We start from the raw sequence: 14,422 nt of genomic DNA on the forward strand, positions 1-14,422 counted from the left end.
GGGGGACGTACTACGGAGCGAGGACGTCCAGTTCGTGCAGGGCGCCGACCGCGATCTCCTTGGTGATGCGCTCGGCGGCCTCCGGGTCACCCTCGCGGACCGCCTCGGCGAGCCGGACGTGCAGGGTGACGGCGGCCGGGTCGGGGTCCTCGAACATCACCTGGTGGTGGGTGCGGCCCGCGAGGACCTCGGCGACGACGTCCCCGAGGCGGGCGAACATCTCGTTGCCGGAGGCGTTGAGGACGATCCGGTGGAAGGCGATGTCGTGTTCGAGGTAGCCCTCCAGCTGCTGGCCGCGCGAGGTGGCGACCATGCCGAGGGCTCGTTCGGTGAGCTCGGCGCACTGCGCGGCGGTGGCGTGGCGCGCGGCGAGTCCCGCGGCGACGGGTTCGATCGCGGAGCGCAGCACGGTGAGGGAGCGCAGCTGGCGCGGGCGGTCGGCGCCGGCCAGGCGCCAGCGGATGACCTGGGGGTCGTAGACGTTCCAGGTCTCGGTGGGGCGGACGGTCACGCCGACGCGGCGGCGGGATTCGACCAGGTGCATCGATTCCAGGACCCGGACCACTTCGCGTACGACCGTACGGGAGACGTCGAAGCGCTGGGCGAGCTCGTCGGTGCGCAGCACACTGCCGGGCGGGCACTGGCCGGAGGAGATCTCCAGACCCAGGGTGTCCAGCACATGTGTATGCAGCCCCTGGCTCTGTGTGGTCATGGGTCAAGCCTACGGGGCGAGCCACGGGAATAATAAGTACGACGTTTATGTCACAGGCTCTTGAATAAGTCGTACCTAATAGGTTTCAGTAGCGCGACGGACCGATGTCGAAGAAGACAGCGAGACAGCCCCATGAACACCGCACCCCGCATGAGCACCCCCCACGTCGTCGTGGTGATGGGCGTGGCAGGAACCGGCAAGACCACGATCGGTCCCCTGCTCGCCGCCGAACTCGGCGTTCCGTACGCCGAGGGCGACGACTTCCATCCCGCGGCGAACATCGCCAAGATGTCGGCCGGCACCCCCCTGGAGGACGACGACCGCTGGCCCTGGCTGGACGCCATCGGCGAGTGGGCGCACGGGCGGGCGGGGCTCGGCGGGGTCGTCTCCAGCTCCGCGCTCAAGCGGGTCTACCGGGACCGGCTGCGGGACGGGGCGCCGGACGCCGTCTTCCTGCATCTGACCGGTGACCGGTCGCTGATCGAGGAGCGGATGGCGGACCGCAAGGGCCACTTCATGCCCACCGCGCTGCTCGACTCCCAGTTCGCGACGCTCCAGCCGCTCCAGGCCGACGAGGCCGGCGTGAGCGTCGACGTGTCCGGCACCCCTACGGAAATCACCCAGCGAGCCGTCGCCGCGCTGCGCCGGCTCGAAGACTAAGGACCATCACCGTGACCAGTCTCAGCGTCGAGATGCTGGCAGCGGACGCCGCCGAACCGATCACCTCGGCAGGCAACGCTCAGTTGGGCATCGCCGTCCTGGCGGGCATCGCCGTCATCGTTCTCCTCATCACCAAGCTCAGGATGCACGCGTTCCTGGCGCTGACCATCGGTTCGCTGGCGCTCGGCTCCTTCGCCGGAGCCGCCCCGGCCGACACGATCGCCAGCTTCACCACCGGCCTCGGCTCGACCGTCGCGGGCGTGGGCGTCCTGATCGCGCTCGGCGCGATCCTCGGCAAGCTGCTCGCCGACTCGGGCGGGGCCGACCAGGTCGTCGACACCATCCTGGCGAAGGCCAGCGGCAAGGTGATGCCCTGGGCGATGGTCCTGATCGCCTCGATCATCGGGCTGCCGCTGTTCTTCGAGGTCGGGATCGTGCTGATGATCCCGGTCGTGCTGCTCGTCGCCAAGCGCGGCAACTACTCGCTGATGCGGATCGGCATCCCCGCGCTGGCCGGTCTCTCCGTGATGCACGGGCTGATCCCGCCGCACCCCGGCCCGCTGGTCGCGATCGACGCCCTGGACGCCAACCTCGGTGTGACGCTGGCGCTCGGCGTGCTGGTCGCCATCCCGACGGTGATCATCGCCGGTCCGGTCTTCTCCCGTTACGCCGCGCGCTGGGTGGACATCAAGCCGCCGGAGAACATGATTCCGCAGCGTCCCTCCGAGGACCTGGAGCGCCGTCCGAGCTTCGGCGCGACCCTGGCGACCATCCTGCTGCCGGTCGTCCTGATGCTGCTGAACGCGCTCGTCGAGATCGTCGTCGACAACCCGGAGAACGGCCTCCAGAAGGTCACCATGGTCATCGGTTCGCCGCTGATCGCGCTGCTCGCGGCCGTCCTGGTCGGGATGTTCACGCTCGGCCGGGCCGCCGGGTTCACCAAGGACCGGCTGGCCGGCACCGTGGAGAAGTCCCTCGCCCCGATCGCCGGGATCCTGCTGATCGTCGGCGCGGGCGGTGGCTTCAAGCAGACGCTGATCGACGCCGGGGTGGGCCAGATGATCCTGGAGTTCTCCGAGAACTGGTCGATCCCGGCCCTGCTGCTGGGCTGGCTGATCGCCGTCGCGATCCGCCTCGCCACCGGTTCGGCCACCGTCGCCACCATCTCGGCCGCCGGTCTGGTCGCCCCGCTGGCCGCCGACATGTCGACCTCGCACGCGGCCCTGCTGGTGCTGGCCGTCGGCGCCGGTTCGCTCTTCTTCAGCCATGTGAACGACGCCGGGTTCTGGCTGGTGAAGGAGTACTTCGGCATGGACGTCGGCCAGACGGTGAAGACCTGGTCGGTGATGGAGACGATCATCTCCGTGGTCGCCATGGCCTTCATCCTGCTGCTGTCGCTGTTGCTGTAGCCACTCCCGTACGGCGATGACGACGCCCGCCCCGGTACGGCACCGGGGCGGGCGTTTCGCGTATGTACCTTTCGCGTACGGGGGTGTCAGCGGCGGGCCGACTCGCTCTCGGCCGCCTTCTCCAGCTGGAACGCCTCGTTGCCGAGGCCGATCCGGGCGTGCACCTCGGGCTTGACCGAGCGCAGGACCGCGCCGTACACCAGGCCTCCGACGAGGGCGAGGACGATCACACCGGGCAGCAGCCAGCTCAGGGACGAGTCGGGGCCGGAGCCGACGAGCACGTCGAAGTCGCGGACGGTGAAGACGGCGATCGACAGCAGCGCGAGTCCGGCGAGGCCGGAGGCGACCAGGCGCGGGGCCTGTGCGCGGCCCGCGCCGCGCTTGACGAAGAAGGCGATGACGGCGAAGGAGGCGGCGGCCATCAGCAGGATGACGCCGAGCGCCCCGACGTTGCCCATCCAGGTGAACAGCCGCAGGACCGGGGCGGTCGGGTCGCCGACCGGGTTGTCGTCGGTGAAGGCGAAGGCCAGCACGATGACGACGGAGACCGCGCTCTGGAGCAGCGAGCCGGTGCCGGGGGCTCCGCTGGCCCGGTTGGTGCGGCCGAAGCGGGCGGGCAGCAGGCCCTCGCGGCCCATCGCGAACGCGTAGCGGGCCACCACGTTGTGGAAGCTGAGGAGCGCCGCGAACATTCCGGTGACGAAGAGGATGTGCAGGATGTCGGTGAAGGTGGAGCCGAGCCGCTCCTCGGTGAGGCCGAACAGCATGCCGGGGCCCTCCTTGAGGGAGGTGTCGGCGATGGAGCCGGGTCCGGCGGCGACGGTCAGCGCCCAGGAGCTGATCGCCAGGAACAGTGCGGCGTAGCCCACCGCGAGGAACATCACCCGGGACACCACGATCTGCGGGCGGCTGGTCTCCTCCGCGTACACCGGGGCCTGCTCGAAGCCGACGAACGCGGCGATGCAGAAGCAGAGCGCGGTGCCGAGCCCGGCGCCGGTGAGGGTCTCGGGGTTGAAGGCGTGCAGCGACAGGCCCTCGGGGCCCGGCTTGCTCACGGCGGCGACGTCGAAGATCACGACGAGGGCGCACTCGATGACCAGCAGGACGCCGAGCACCTTGGCGTTGAGGTCGATCTTCAGCCAGCCGAGGACGCCGACGACGGCCGCCGCGACCAGGGCCGGTATCCACCAGGCCAGCTCGATGTCGAGGTACGTGGCGAAGATGCCGGAGACCTCGAAGCCGAGGATCCCGTAGATGCCGACCTGCATCGCGCTGTACGCCACCAGCGCCACGAGCGAGGCTCCGGCGCCGGCCGTCGGGCCGAGCCCGCGGGCGATGTACGCGTAGAACGCGCCGGCGTTGTGGACGTGCCGGCTCATCTCCGCGTAACCGACGCTGAACAGCATCAGGACGACGCCCAGGATGATGTAGAGCAGCGGCTGGCCGACGATGCCCATCACGCCGAAGACCGTGGGCATCACCCCGGCGACCACCATCAGGGGGGCGCTGGCCGCGACCACCGACAGCAGGAGGCCGGGGGTGCCGAGCCGGTTCGCGCGCAGGGCGCGTTCCTCGCCCTTGTAGGTGTTGATCCCGCCGGTATCGGCCGTTCCCCTCGTGGTGCCGGTCTCACTGGAAAATGAACTGCCGGTCGACATGGCGGGGTTGGTCCCTTCTTCATGGTGGGCGTGGTGGGCGTGATGAGCCTGGTGGGGTGGTTTCCTTACGTGCTTCACGGGGTGCCGAGCGCGTAGGCGCGCGCGGCGGTGAACGCGGCGTGGGGCTCCTGGCCGGAGTACGACCAGGGCGCGGCGGTGGCGTACGGCCCGATGCGGTGGAAGAGGGCGGCGGCCTCGGCGGGCCGGCCCTCGCAGACCTTGGCGTGCGCCAGGAAGTTCAGGTCGAGGCGGTGGCGCGGGTGGTCCTCGCGCTCCCATTCCAGCCACCAGTCGAAGGCGGCCTTCATCACCTGGCGGGCCCGGCGTCCGGACCAGTGCTCGGAGGCCGCCGGGTCGTCGGGTTCGATGCCGGCGGCGACCAGGACGCGGTAGCGCTCGGCGTGGGCGACGACCGGGAGCACGGCCAGCGGGGAGTCGGCGGGGGCCAGTTCGGCGGCCCAGGCGGCGAAGTCGTACACCTCGTGGAGCGGATCGTGGCCGCTTTCGGGGTTGCTCTCGGCCAGCAGGGCGGTCATCACATGGTGGGCGTGGTGGTGGTCCGGGTGGCGGGAGCGCACCTCCTCGAAGAGCCTGCCGGTCTCGTGCGCGCCGTCGTCGCGGGCCCGGTCCAGGAGGAGCAGCGCGAGCCAGGGGGTGGGGTCGTCGGGGGTGAGGCGGGCGGCGGCCAGGCAGGCTTCGCGGGCGCGGGCGGCTTCGTTCGCCTTGGCCTTGGGCCGCAGCGCGCGGGCGACCCGGGCGCAGCCGAGCAGGATGGCGGCGTCGGCGCTCTCGGGTTCGACGAGCAGCCAGTCACCGGCCCAGTCCACGGCGGACGAGGTCTCGGCGAGGGCCAGAAATCGATGTCCGCGCCGGTCCCAGTCCCGCCCGGTGTCCACCAGCAGCGTGCGCGCCTCGGACCATCTGCCCTGGGTGAACCGGCCCCGTGCGGCGATGAGTTCGTCGTCGTCGAGCGCTGGGTCGAAGACGTGGTCCGAGCGGCTGCCTCGACGGCGGGAGCGGCCCAGGGGCGGCGGAGGCGGGGGCATGCCGCAGGCTTCTTTCGATGCGGTGTGCGAGCAGATGATCGCGCACAGCAAAGCGGTAGGCAATGCTCCACGTCAAGGGGCGTTGTCCGGCAACTGCTCAGACATACCAGCCAGTTGGCTTGATCTGGTCGAACCGTCGAAGGTATCGGCGCAGCGTGCGGGCGGGGAGGGCGGGTCGGGGTGACGCCTGACACACTGGTGCCACACTGGTCGCATGGAGCGACGCGAACCTCTGAAGCCCTTCCTTCTCGCCTTTCCCGGGCCGTTGCGCGACCGGCTGGTGGCGGCGGTTCTCTCCGGCGAGAAGGTGTCCACCACCGGGTTGCTCAGCGAATACGAGCTGGAGCAGGAGGAGCTGCCGCCGGTGGGCGAGCGCTCCGCGCTGATCGACTCGGACGGGCGGGAGGTCGCGGTGGTCGAGGTGACCGAGGTACGGGTGCTGCCGCTGGGGGCCGTCGATCTGCGGCACGCGCTGGACGAGGGCGAGGGGTACGCCTCGGTGGCGGAGTGGCGGGCGGGGCATGAGCGGTTCTGGCACAGCGAGGAGATGCGGGAGGCGTTGGGGGATCCGTCGTTCACGGTGCACGACGGGACGATGATCGTGGCGGAGCGGTTTCGGGTGGTCGAGCGGTTGGGGTGACTGCCGGGGCTCCGCCCCGGACCCCGCTCCTCAATCGCCGGAGGGGCTTGAATTGCGCCCGAGGAAGCTCAAAGGGCTTTCGCCGCCGCCCGGCCCGCCGCTCGGCCCGAGAAGATGCAGCCTCCCAGGAACGTGCCCTCAAGCGAGCGGTAGCCGTGGACTCCGCCGCCGCCGAAGCCCGCCGCCTCGCCCGCCGCGTACAGGCCGGGGAGCGGGGCGCCCTCGGCGGTCAGGACGCGGGAGGACAGGTCGGTCTCCAGGCCGCCCAGGGACTTGCGGGTGAGGATGTTGAGGCGGACGGCGATCAGCGGGCCCGCCGCCGGGTCCAGGACGCGGTGCGGCTTCGCGGTGCGGATCAGGCGGTCGCCCAGGTAGGCGCGGGCCCCGTGGATCGCGGTGACCTGGAGGTCCTTGGTGAACGGGTTGGCGATCTCCCGGTCGCGGGCGGTGATCTCGCGGCGCAGGCTCTCCTCGTCGATGAGGTCCTCCCCCGTGACCGCGTTCATGCCCCGGACCAGCGCGCCGAGGTCCTTCTCGACGACGAAGTCCACGCCGTGGTCCATGAACGCCTTGACCGGTGCGGGCACGTCCGCGCGGGCCCGGCCGATCACGTCGCGGACCGATTTGCCGGTCAGGTCCGGGTTCTGCTCGGAGCCGGAGAGCGCGAACTCCTTGCCGATGATCCGCTGGTTGAGCACGAACCAGGTGTAGCCGTGGCCGGAGCCCATGATGTGTTCGAGGGTGCCGAGCGTATCGAAACCGGGGAAGAGCGGGACCGGCAGCCGCTTGCCGCGCGCGTCCAGCCAGAGGGATGAGGGTCCGGGCAGGATCCGGATGCCGTGCTTGGCCCAGATCGGGTTCCAGTTCTCGATGCCCTCGGTGTAGTGCCACATCCGGTCGCGGTTGATGTGGTGCGCGCCCGCCTTCTCGGCGATGCCGAGCATCAGCCCGTCGACGTGCGCGGGCACCCCGGACAGCATCTTCTCGGGCGGGGTGCCGAGGCGCTCGGGCCACTGGGCGCGGACCAGTTCGTGGTTGCCGCCGATGCCGCCGGAGGTGACGATCACCGCCTGGGCCTTCAGCTCGAAGGCGTCGGTGGCCTCCCGGCTGCTCGCGGTGCCGCGCTCGGCCGCGCTGGGCTCCAGGATCTCGCCGGTGACCGTGTCCAGCGCCCCGGCCGTACGGGCGAGGCCGGTGACGCGGTGGCGGAACCTCAGCTGGACGAGCCCCTTGGCGACGCCCTCGCGGACCCGTCGTTCGAAGGGGGCGACGACACCGGGTCCGGTGCCCCAGGTGATGTGGAAGCGGGGTACGGAGTTGCCGTGGCCCGTCGCGTCGTAGCCGCCGCGCTCCGCCCAGCCGACGACCGGGAAGATGCGCAGCCCCTGCTGATGCAGCCAGGAGCGCTTCTCACCGGCGGCGAAATCGACGTACGCCTCGGCCCACTTCCGCGGCCAGTGGTCCTCCTTCTCGCGGTCGAACCCGGCCGTGCCGTACCAGTCCTGAAGCGCCAGCTCCCGGCTGTCCTTGATCCGCAGCCTGCGCTGTTCGGGCGAGTCGACGAGGAAGAGCCCGCCGAAGGACCAGTGCGCCTGGCCGCCGATGGACTGCTCGGGCTCCTGGTCGAGGACGATCACGGAACGGCCGGCGTCGACCAGTTCGGCGGTGGCCACCAGCCCGGCGAGTCCTGCCCCGATCACGATCACATCAGCGTCGTACGCCATGGGTTCCATCCTGTTCGGGGCGGCTCAGGGGCGGGAGAAACGTTCAAGTTACCCGTGCGTCAGATCTTGGGTACCGGCCGCTGCCACGTCAACCGTCCGGGTGCTGTTGGATGAAACGTATGACGCCCTCTGACGAGATTCTGGACATCGTCGACGAGAACGACGAGGTCATCGGCCAGGCCCCGCGCGGCGAGGCGACGGCACGGGGGCTGCGCCACCGCTGCGTGTTCATCGAGGCGCGCGACGCGGAGGGGCGGGTCTTCGTCCACCGGCGTACGGCCACGAAGCTGGTCTTCCCCTCGCACTACGACATGTTCGTCGGCGGGGTCGTGGGCGCGGGCGAGTCCTACGACGAGGCGGCGCTGCGCGAGGCGGAGGAGGAGCTGGGAGTCTCGGGGCTGCCGAAGCCCGAACCGCTGTTCCGGTTCCTCTACGCCGACGGCGAGCACACCTGGTGGTCCGCCGTCTACCAGGTGCGGTGCGAGCTGCCGGTGGCCCCGCAGGTCGAGGAGGTCGCCTGGCACACGTTCCTGGACGACGCGGAGCTGGAGGAGCGGCTCGGCGAGTGGCCGTGGGTGCCCGACGGAGTGGAGGCGTACCGGCGGCTGCAGCGGTTCCGGGCGCTCTGACCTCGTAAGGTGCCAGGTGTGAACAAGATCGCGCAGAGCGTACGGCTGTGGTTCGCGCCGCAGCGGGTCCGGGAGGAGGGCGACACCCCCGACTACCGGTTCTCGCTGGCCAACGAGCGGACGTTCCTCGCCTGGATCCGTACGGCTCTGGCCCTGATCGGCGGGGGTTTCGCCGTCGACCAGTTCCTGCCGGAGCTGGTGTGGGGCGTCCGGGCCGGGCTCGCGCTCGGGCTGCTGGCCGCCGGGGTGCTCTGCGCGCTGCGTGCGGTCAACCACTGGGTGCGGTGCGAGCGGGCGATGCGGCGGGGCGAGGACCTGCCGGTGTCCCGGTTCCCGACGCTGCTGAGTCTCGTGGTCGCCGTCGTCGCGGTGGCGATGGTGGTGGTGGTCCTCTTCGGCTGGGAGGGCGTGTGACGGCGGCGGACCGGGATCCCGGGCTGCAGCCCGAGCGGACCCGGCTGGCCTGGCGGCGTACGACGCTGTCCGCCACGGTCGTCGCGGTACTGGCGGGGCGGCAGGCGCTGCACAGCGGGGCGACCCCGGCCGCGCTGGTCGCGGTGGCGCTGAGCGCGCTGGCCTGGCTGGGGTTCCTGCTGGTGGCCCACCGCCGGATGCTGGGGATGGCGGTGGCACGGCCCGCGCCGCTCGCGCCGCGCGGTGCGCTGACGGCGACGCTGTGCACGGTGGCGCTGGCGGTGTTCGCGGCGGCGATGCTGTTCTGAGCCCGGGGCCGGTCCTGGGCTTGGGGCCGGCTTCTGCCCCCGGGGCCGGTCCTCGGCCTGGGGCCGGTCCTGACCCCGGGGCTCGCCTCTGAGCCCACCCGAGCCGACAGGACTCCTCAGGCGTCCCAGTCCACCGTCACCACGATCTTGCCGCGGGTCCGCCCCTCCTGGTTGAGCCGGTACGCGTCGGCGGCCTGTTCCAGCGGGAACACCCGGTCCACATGGACGGTGACGATGCCCTGCTCGGCCAGTTCGGCGACCTGGGCCAGGTCGTCGGCGTCGGGGCGCACGAAGGCGTAGCGGCCGCCGTAGGAGAAGACCTCGCTGTCCGCGATGGAGGCGAGCCGGCCGCCCGGGGCGAGGGTGTCGGCGGAGGCGCGCAGGGCGTCGCCGCCCACCGTGTCGAAGGAGGCGTCGAAGCCGTCCGGGACCAGTTCGCGCAGCCGCTCGACGAGGCCTTCGCCGTACTCCACCGGCTCCGCGCCGAGGCTCCGCAGGTGCTCGTGGTTGCGGGCGCTCGCGGTGCCGACGACCCGGCAGCCGGCGTGCCGGGCGATCTGGACGGCGAGCGATCCGACGCCGCCGGCCGCCGCGTGGACCAGGACGGTGTCTCCGTCGCGGACCTTCAACGTGCGGTGCAGCACCTGGTACGCGGTCAGCCCGGCCAGCGGCAGGCCCGCGGCCTCCTCGAAGCTCAGGCTCAGGGGCTTGCGGGCGAGGGTGCGGACGGGGGCGGCGACGTACTCGGCGAACGTACCGCGCGAGAGGAAGTCCTCGCGTACGTAGCCGATGACCTCGTCGCCCACCGCGAACTCGTCGACGGCGACGCCGGGTTGCACGACGACCCCGGAGACGTCCCAGCCGGGGATCACCGGGAAGACGGCTTCGAGGCCGCCCTGGAGGTAGCCTTCGCGGGCCTTCCAGTCGACCGGGTTGACGGCGGCGGCCCGTACCTTCACCAGGACGGAGTCGGGGCCGACCTTGGGGTCGGGCCGCTCGCCGTACTCCATGACGTCGGCGGAGCCGTACGCGCTGTAGCTGATCGCCTTCATCCCTCGACCTTCCGTGCAGGTCAGGGTCGCCGCAACTCAGGGCCGTGCGACCGTGAGCGGCGGCAGCGGGGTGCGCGGGTCGCCGCGGCGGCCGCGAGACCGGGCGCACGGACCGGAGCGGCGGTCGGCGGGACGGGTGGAGATCGCGGGCCGGGGATCCTTGGTTTCCCGGCCCGCGGTGCGCCCAGGAGGTGTCAGCAGCCCAGGTTGGAACCGGGCGTGGTGCCCAGAATCTGGGTGAACTGCTGGAACTTGGCGATGCGGCTCTGTACCTGGGCAGGGTTGCCGCCGTTGCACTCGATGCTGCCGTTGATGGCCCGGATCGTGTGACCGAAGCCCTGGTTGTCGACGATCGCGTTGTGGGCGGTCATCCACCCCGGACCGTTCTGGGTGTTCCAGTACCAGAGGGCGGTCTTCCAGGAGACGGACGCGTTGTTCTGGACGAGCCAGGGGTTGTTCAGCAGGTCGATGCCGAGCGCGTCGCCGGCGGCCTTGTAGTTGAAGTTCCAGCTGAGCTGGATCGGGCCCTTGCCGTAGTAGGCGGCCTGGCCGGCCGGGCAGCCGTACGGGCGGCCCCAGTCGCAGTAGTGCGGGTAGTTGGCGGTGTTCTGCTCCACGATGTGGACGAGGCCGCCGGTCTCGTGGCTGACGTTGGCCAGGAAGGCCGCCGCCTCACGGCGCTTGATCTCGGTGCTGCCGGTGTTGGCGAACGCCGGGTACGCGCTCAGTGCGGAGACGAGGCCGCTGTAGGTGTAGAAGGAGTTCCGGTTCGGGAACATCTGGTTGAACTGCGACTCGCTGACAGGGAAGCCGGTCGTGGGCGGGTTACCGCCGCCACCGCAGTTGTACGGGTCCCAGTACCACGTGCTGATCGTCGGGTCGTAGCCCGGGTTGTCGTGCTCGGCGATGTAGTGGCCGCCGTTGAAGCGGACGACGGTGCCTGCCGTGTACCAGGCCCCGGCCTGCCAGTTGGGGGCCGTGTCGCACACTCCGGCGGCCGCCTTCACCGGGGCCGCGGAGGCCGCGGGGGCGAAGACCGCGGCAAGGCCCGTCGCCAGCAGCAGGGTCAGGAGCGTTCTCATGAAGCGATGTCTGAGCACGCGATCACTCCTCTACGCGGAACGGTCACCCGGACAGCGGTGGGTAGCGTCCGGTCACGACCGTGGTGGGGGTGTGAGCACACTCAAGCGCCTTGACATGATCGAGTCAAGGTATGGACCAATGGAGGTGTCAGCGGCCTAGAGCTGTCGGAGATGGTCCCGCAGTCTGCGAGCGGCCTCCGCCATGAGGGCGTCGACTCCCGGCTGAACCCCTGCCGGGACCAGCGACTCGGTCAGGACGGCGATGGCGAAGGCCTGGCCGTCGGCGTGCTCGACGACGCCGATCTCGTGTCGCAGGTTCAGAAGAGTCCCGGTCTTGGAGGACCATCTGCTCGCGTCGGAGCTGAAATCGGGGGCCAGCCTGTGTCGCAGTACGTTGTGGGACAGGAGGTCACGCAGTCGCTCGGCCACCTCCGTATGGATCTTCGACGGATTCCACACGGCTTGGAGGAGGTCGACGAAGGCGCGTGCGCTGCCGGTGTTGGCACGGGACGCGTCGAGCTGGGGCACCCGATGGCCGCGGCCGCTGGTGCCCGCGTCGATGGCCAGCGCGTGGGCGAGGTGTGTCTGGTCGGCGTCGAAGCGCTCCACCGGCGTGTCGAACAGCTCCTCCGTCCGGTGGCGGACAGTGATTCCGCGCAGGTCGGCTTCCTTGAGGACGGCGGCGACCCGGTCCGGCGGAGTGAGGTCGAACAGCGCGTCGGCGGCCGTTCCGTCGCTCAGGCAGGTGCTCAGGTAGAGCAGGTCGTCGATCGCGATCCGGGCGGGGTGACGGAAACGGCTCAGGCCGGTCGGGCCGGGCGTGGTGACGCGACCGGGCCGCACCTCCAGCGTCGTCGCGCCGTCCAGCTCGCCCCGTCGGATGCGCTCCAGCGTGGCGAGCGCGAGGGGCACCTTGACCAGGGAGGCCGACGGCAGGTGGAGGTCGGCCTCGATGCCGAGCTCCTCCCCCGTGTGCAGGTCGCGCACCAGCAGGCAGCCGTGCAGGCCGCCGTCGTGGAGCAGGGCGCGTACATCGCGCAGCAGGGCCTCGGTGTTCATGCTGCCGCGCCTCCCCCGGTACCGGCCTGGGCGTCCGCGCCCAGGCAGCGGGCGATGGCGTCGCCCAGGCGCGTTTCCATGGGCAGGGGGTCGCCGTCCGCCGCGACCCTGAGCGCGAAGCCGCGGCGGAGGGTGGTCTCGCCGATGGGGTGCCAGCTCAGGGCGAGTTCCTCGGCCTGCGCCCGGGAGCACAGCAGCAGGTCCTTCGTGCAGAGGACTTCGGCCGCCGCGGCCGTCAGATCGGGTGAAGCGGCCACCTGTGCGGGCCGCAGGCCCACCGCGTCCCGCAGCCGCGTCAGCGGGTCGCGGATGTGCGGCACATCGTCCTCCGGCTGGATCCAGATGCGGCGGGCCGGGCCCGACGAAGCGCGCCCGAGCCGCAGCGTCTCGACGTAGATGCGCCGTACACCGCTGTCCTGCGCCCCGGCCAGCCCGAGCGGCACGGACCAGGACGCCTCGTCCGCCGGTACGGCGAGCAGCGCGGCGCGCACCTGCTGCGCCCGCATGATTTCCCTGCGCCGCGCCGGACCCGCGGCCCGGAGGTCGAGCCTGACCCCGTGCCCCCGGGCCTCGGCGACCAGGCGCGCGAGAGCGGACGCGGAACAGATGTCGGGAACGGCCAGCCGCCACGGCTTGCGCTTGAGGGCTTCGGCCTCGTCCAGCAGCACGTCGGCGGAGTGGACGAGCTGCCTGGCCGCGGGCAGCATGTCGCGCCCGAAAGGGGTGAGCACCGCCCTGCGTGACGTTCGCTCGAACAGCCGCTCGCCGAAGCGCTCCTCCAGTGCCGCGACACGACGGCTGGCCACGGACTGGGACATCCCTGAGGCAGCCGCCCCGTCGGTGAAGCCGCCGTAGTCGCTGACACCGACGAACGCCCGACACGCTCCGACCAGATCCACGACCCAAGCCTATGCGGTTCCCGCATGGAAACGCGCATGAGCGTATTGGACCGCATACCGAAGAGAGACGAGGGTGGGCTCCGCCACTCACGATCACGCACCGGGACGGAGCTGTTCGGCCTCGTCCCCTACGCGCTCCGACGCGGAGCGCCCGGAGGTTTGCCCATGCGTCACACCCGTGTCAGGCCCGGCGTCGCCGGCGTGCTCGCCGCGCTGTCCCTCGTGCCGATGGTGGCCTGTGGGCAGGACCCCGCCGCCCTGCCGCCCTCCTCCGCGAAGCCCGTCGCGACCCCGACGACCGCACGAACCGCGGAACCGTACACCGGCGACTTCAAGGAGCTGGAGCGCAAGTTCGACGCCCGGCTGGGCGTGTACGCGATCGATACCGGCACCGGACGCGAGGTGGCCCACAACGACAGGGGGCGGTTCGCCTACAACTCGACGTTCAAGGCGCTCCAGGCCGCGGTCGTCCTTCGTACCTATTCCGTGGCGGGCCTCGACCGGCGGGTGACGTACACGCGCGAGGACCTGGTCGCCAACTCCCCGGTGACCGAACGGCACGTGGACACCGGAATGACGGTGGGCGAGCTGTGCGACGCGTCCGTGCGCTACAGCGACAACACCGCCGCGAACCTCCTCTTCGACCACGTCGGCGGGCCGAAGGGCCTGGACTCCGCCCTGGAGACGATTGGCGACCGCGTCACGCGGATGGATCGCGAGGAGCCGGACCTGAGCCGCTGGGTGCCGGGAGAGAAGAGGGACACATCCACGCCCCGGGCGCTGGCCGAGGACCTGCGGGCGTTCGTGCTGGGCAAGGCCCTCGAGAAACCCGAGCGGGCGCAGCTGACGACATGGCTGCGGACCAACACCACCGGGGCCAAGGTGATCAAGGCGGGCGTGCCCGAGAACTGGGTCGTCGGCGACAAGACCGGAACCGGCAGCTACTACGGCGCCCGCAACGACATCGCCGTGGTGTGGCCGCCGGATTCCGCACCCATCGTGATCGCGATCCTCTCGCACCGTGGCACGAAGGACGCCGAGCCGGACGACAGGCTGATCGCCGAAGCGGCCTCCGTGGTCGTCGACTCGCTGTCCTCCTGAGGGAGCCTGCCCGGAGGGTCGTACCGGCA

Annotated in this window: 15 protein-coding genes; 7 read left to right on the forward strand and 8 right to left on the reverse strand. The window is 71.1% G+C overall.

The window, feature by feature from the left end:
- Positions 1-10: 10 nt before the first annotated feature.
- On the reverse strand, positions 11-712 hold the full coding sequence (locus G3I54_RS24265; RefSeq protein WP_164617004.1) for an FCD domain-containing protein: 702 nt from the start codon (positions 710-712) through the stop codon (positions 11-13).
- A 150-nt stretch (positions 713-862) separates the two neighbouring features.
- Between G3I54_RS24265 and G3I54_RS24270 the strand changes: the two genes are divergently transcribed.
- Positions 863-1,372 carry a gluconokinase gene (locus G3I54_RS24270; RefSeq protein ID WP_164617006.1) on the forward strand — a complete coding sequence of 170 codons (510 nt, stop codon included), beginning with the start codon at positions 863-865 and terminating at the stop codon, positions 1,370-1,372.
- A gap of 11 nt (positions 1,373-1,383) precedes the next feature.
- A complete protein-coding gene (locus G3I54_RS24275) occupies positions 1,384-2,781 on the forward strand; it encodes a gluconate:H+ symporter (RefSeq protein WP_164617008.1) in 1,398 nt (465 codons plus the stop codon).
- An 86-nt stretch (positions 2,782-2,867) separates the two neighbouring features.
- On the opposite strand, the gene G3I54_RS24280 is transcribed toward G3I54_RS24275, so the two are convergent.
- Positions 2,868-4,439, reverse strand: coding sequence for an APC family permease (locus G3I54_RS24280; RefSeq protein WP_164617010.1), 1,572 nt, complete (start codon positions 4,437-4,439; stop codon positions 2,868-2,870).
- A 74-nt stretch (positions 4,440-4,513) separates the two neighbouring features.
- Positions 4,514-5,485, reverse strand: a complete 972-nt coding sequence (locus G3I54_RS24285) for a hypothetical protein (protein WP_164617012.1) — start codon at positions 5,483-5,485, stop codon at positions 4,514-4,516.
- Between the two features lie 214 nt (positions 5,486-5,699).
- Here G3I54_RS24285 and G3I54_RS24290 point away from each other — a divergent pair, with 214 nt between their 5' ends.
- Complete coding sequence (locus G3I54_RS24290; RefSeq protein WP_164617014.1) at positions 5,700-6,125, forward strand: ASCH domain-containing protein; 426 nt, start codon at positions 5,700-5,702, stop codon at positions 6,123-6,125.
- A 68-nt stretch (positions 6,126-6,193) separates the two neighbouring features.
- On the opposite strand, the gene G3I54_RS24295 is transcribed toward G3I54_RS24290, so the two are convergent.
- Positions 6,194-7,849: an FAD-binding dehydrogenase gene (locus tag G3I54_RS24295; RefSeq protein WP_164617016.1), complete on the reverse strand. Its 1,656-nt coding sequence runs from the start codon at positions 7,847-7,849 to the stop codon at positions 6,194-6,196.
- Positions 7,850-7,968: 119 nt separating this feature from the next.
- Between G3I54_RS24295 and G3I54_RS24300 the strand changes: the two genes are divergently transcribed.
- The 3 genes from G3I54_RS24300 to G3I54_RS24310 are packed head-to-tail and all read left to right on the forward strand — an operon-like array spanning position 7,969 to position 9,200.
- Positions 7,969-8,478, forward strand: a complete 510-nt coding sequence (locus G3I54_RS24300) for an NUDIX domain-containing protein (RefSeq protein ID WP_164617018.1) — start codon at positions 7,969-7,971, stop codon at positions 8,476-8,478.
- 18 nt (positions 8,479-8,496) lie between these two features.
- The gene (locus G3I54_RS24305; protein WP_137232159.1) at positions 8,497-8,892 is read left to right on the forward strand and encodes a DUF202 domain-containing protein; all 396 of its coding nucleotides are present in this window, start codon (positions 8,497-8,499) and stop codon (positions 8,890-8,892) included.
- Complete coding sequence (locus tag G3I54_RS24310; RefSeq protein ID WP_164617020.1) at positions 8,889-9,200, forward strand: DUF202 domain-containing protein; 312 nt, start codon at positions 8,889-8,891, stop codon at positions 9,198-9,200. The genes G3I54_RS24305 and G3I54_RS24310 overlap by 4 nt, the downstream gene beginning before the upstream one ends.
- Positions 9,201-9,316: 116 nt before the next feature.
- On the opposite strand, the gene G3I54_RS24315 is transcribed toward G3I54_RS24310, so the two are convergent.
- From G3I54_RS24315 to G3I54_RS24330, 4 genes are all read right to left on the reverse strand, one after another.
- Positions 9,317-10,252 carry an NADP-dependent oxidoreductase gene (locus G3I54_RS24315; RefSeq protein WP_164617022.1) on the reverse strand — a complete coding sequence of 312 codons (936 nt, stop codon included), beginning with the start codon at positions 10,250-10,252 and terminating at the stop codon, positions 9,317-9,319.
- 194 nt (positions 10,253-10,446) lie between these two features.
- A complete protein-coding gene (locus G3I54_RS24320; RefSeq protein WP_239144544.1) occupies positions 10,447-11,334 on the reverse strand; it encodes a glycoside hydrolase family 19 protein in 888 nt (295 codons plus the stop codon).
- Positions 11,335-11,490: 156 nt separating this feature from the next.
- A complete protein-coding gene (locus G3I54_RS24325) occupies positions 11,491-12,393 on the reverse strand; it encodes a serine hydrolase (RefSeq protein ID WP_164617024.1) in 903 nt (300 codons plus the stop codon).
- The gene (locus tag G3I54_RS24330; protein ID WP_164617026.1) at positions 12,390-13,292 is read right to left on the reverse strand and encodes a LysR family transcriptional regulator; all 903 of its coding nucleotides are present in this window, start codon (positions 13,290-13,292) and stop codon (positions 12,390-12,392) included. Before G3I54_RS24330 ends, G3I54_RS24325 begins: the two co-directional genes overlap by 4 nt.
- 165 nt (positions 13,293-13,457) lie before the next feature.
- Here G3I54_RS24330 and bla point away from each other — a divergent pair, with 165 nt between their 5' ends.
- Positions 13,458-14,393 (forward strand): class A beta-lactamase, encoded by a 936-nt coding sequence (bla, locus tag G3I54_RS24335; RefSeq protein ID WP_164617028.1) that lies wholly within the window; start codon positions 13,458-13,460, stop codon positions 14,391-14,393.
- The last annotated feature ends 29 nt before the right edge of the window (positions 14,394-14,422 follow it).

Source organism: Streptomyces sp. SID14515, from assembly GCF_010548505.1.
GTDB lineage: Bacteria > Actinomycetota > Actinomycetes > Streptomycetales > Streptomycetaceae > Streptomyces > Streptomyces caviscabies.

Excerpts from the sequence above, each read along its gene's own strand:
- G3I54_RS24325 (WP_164617024.1), bottom strand. The coding sequence starts at position 12,393 with ATGAACACCGAGGCCCTGCTGCGCGATGTACGCGCCCTGCTCCACGAC.
- G3I54_RS24285 (WP_164617012.1), bottom strand. The coding sequence starts at position 5,485 with ATGCCCCCGCCTCCGCCGCCCCTGGGCCGCTCCCGCCGTCGAGGCAGC.
- G3I54_RS24265 (WP_164617004.1), bottom strand. The coding sequence starts at position 712 with ATGACCACACAGAGCCAGGGGCTGCATACACATGTGCTGGACACCCTG.
- G3I54_RS24300 (WP_164617018.1), top strand. The coding sequence starts at position 7,969 with ATGACGCCCTCTGACGAGATTCTGGACATCGTCGACGAGAACGACGAG.
- G3I54_RS24320 (WP_239144544.1), bottom strand. The coding sequence starts at position 11,334 with ATGAGAACGCTCCTGACCCTGCTGCTGGCGACGGGCCTTGCCGCGGTC.
- G3I54_RS24315 (WP_164617022.1), bottom strand. The coding sequence starts at position 10,252 with ATGAAGGCGATCAGCTACAGCGCGTACGGCTCCGCCGACGTCATGGAG.
- G3I54_RS24290 (WP_164617014.1), top strand. The coding sequence starts at position 5,700 with ATGGAGCGACGCGAACCTCTGAAGCCCTTCCTTCTCGCCTTTCCCGGG.
- G3I54_RS24270 (WP_164617006.1), top strand. The coding sequence starts at position 863 with ATGAGCACCCCCCACGTCGTCGTGGTGATGGGCGTGGCAGGAACCGGC.
- bla (WP_164617028.1), top strand. The coding sequence starts at position 13,458 with ATGCGTCACACCCGTGTCAGGCCCGGCGTCGCCGGCGTGCTCGCCGCG.
- G3I54_RS24295 (WP_164617016.1), bottom strand. The coding sequence starts at position 7,849 with ATGGCGTACGACGCTGATGTGATCGTGATCGGGGCAGGACTCGCCGGG.
- G3I54_RS24280 (WP_164617010.1), bottom strand. The coding sequence starts at position 4,439 with ATGTCGACCGGCAGTTCATTTTCCAGTGAGACCGGCACCACGAGGGGA.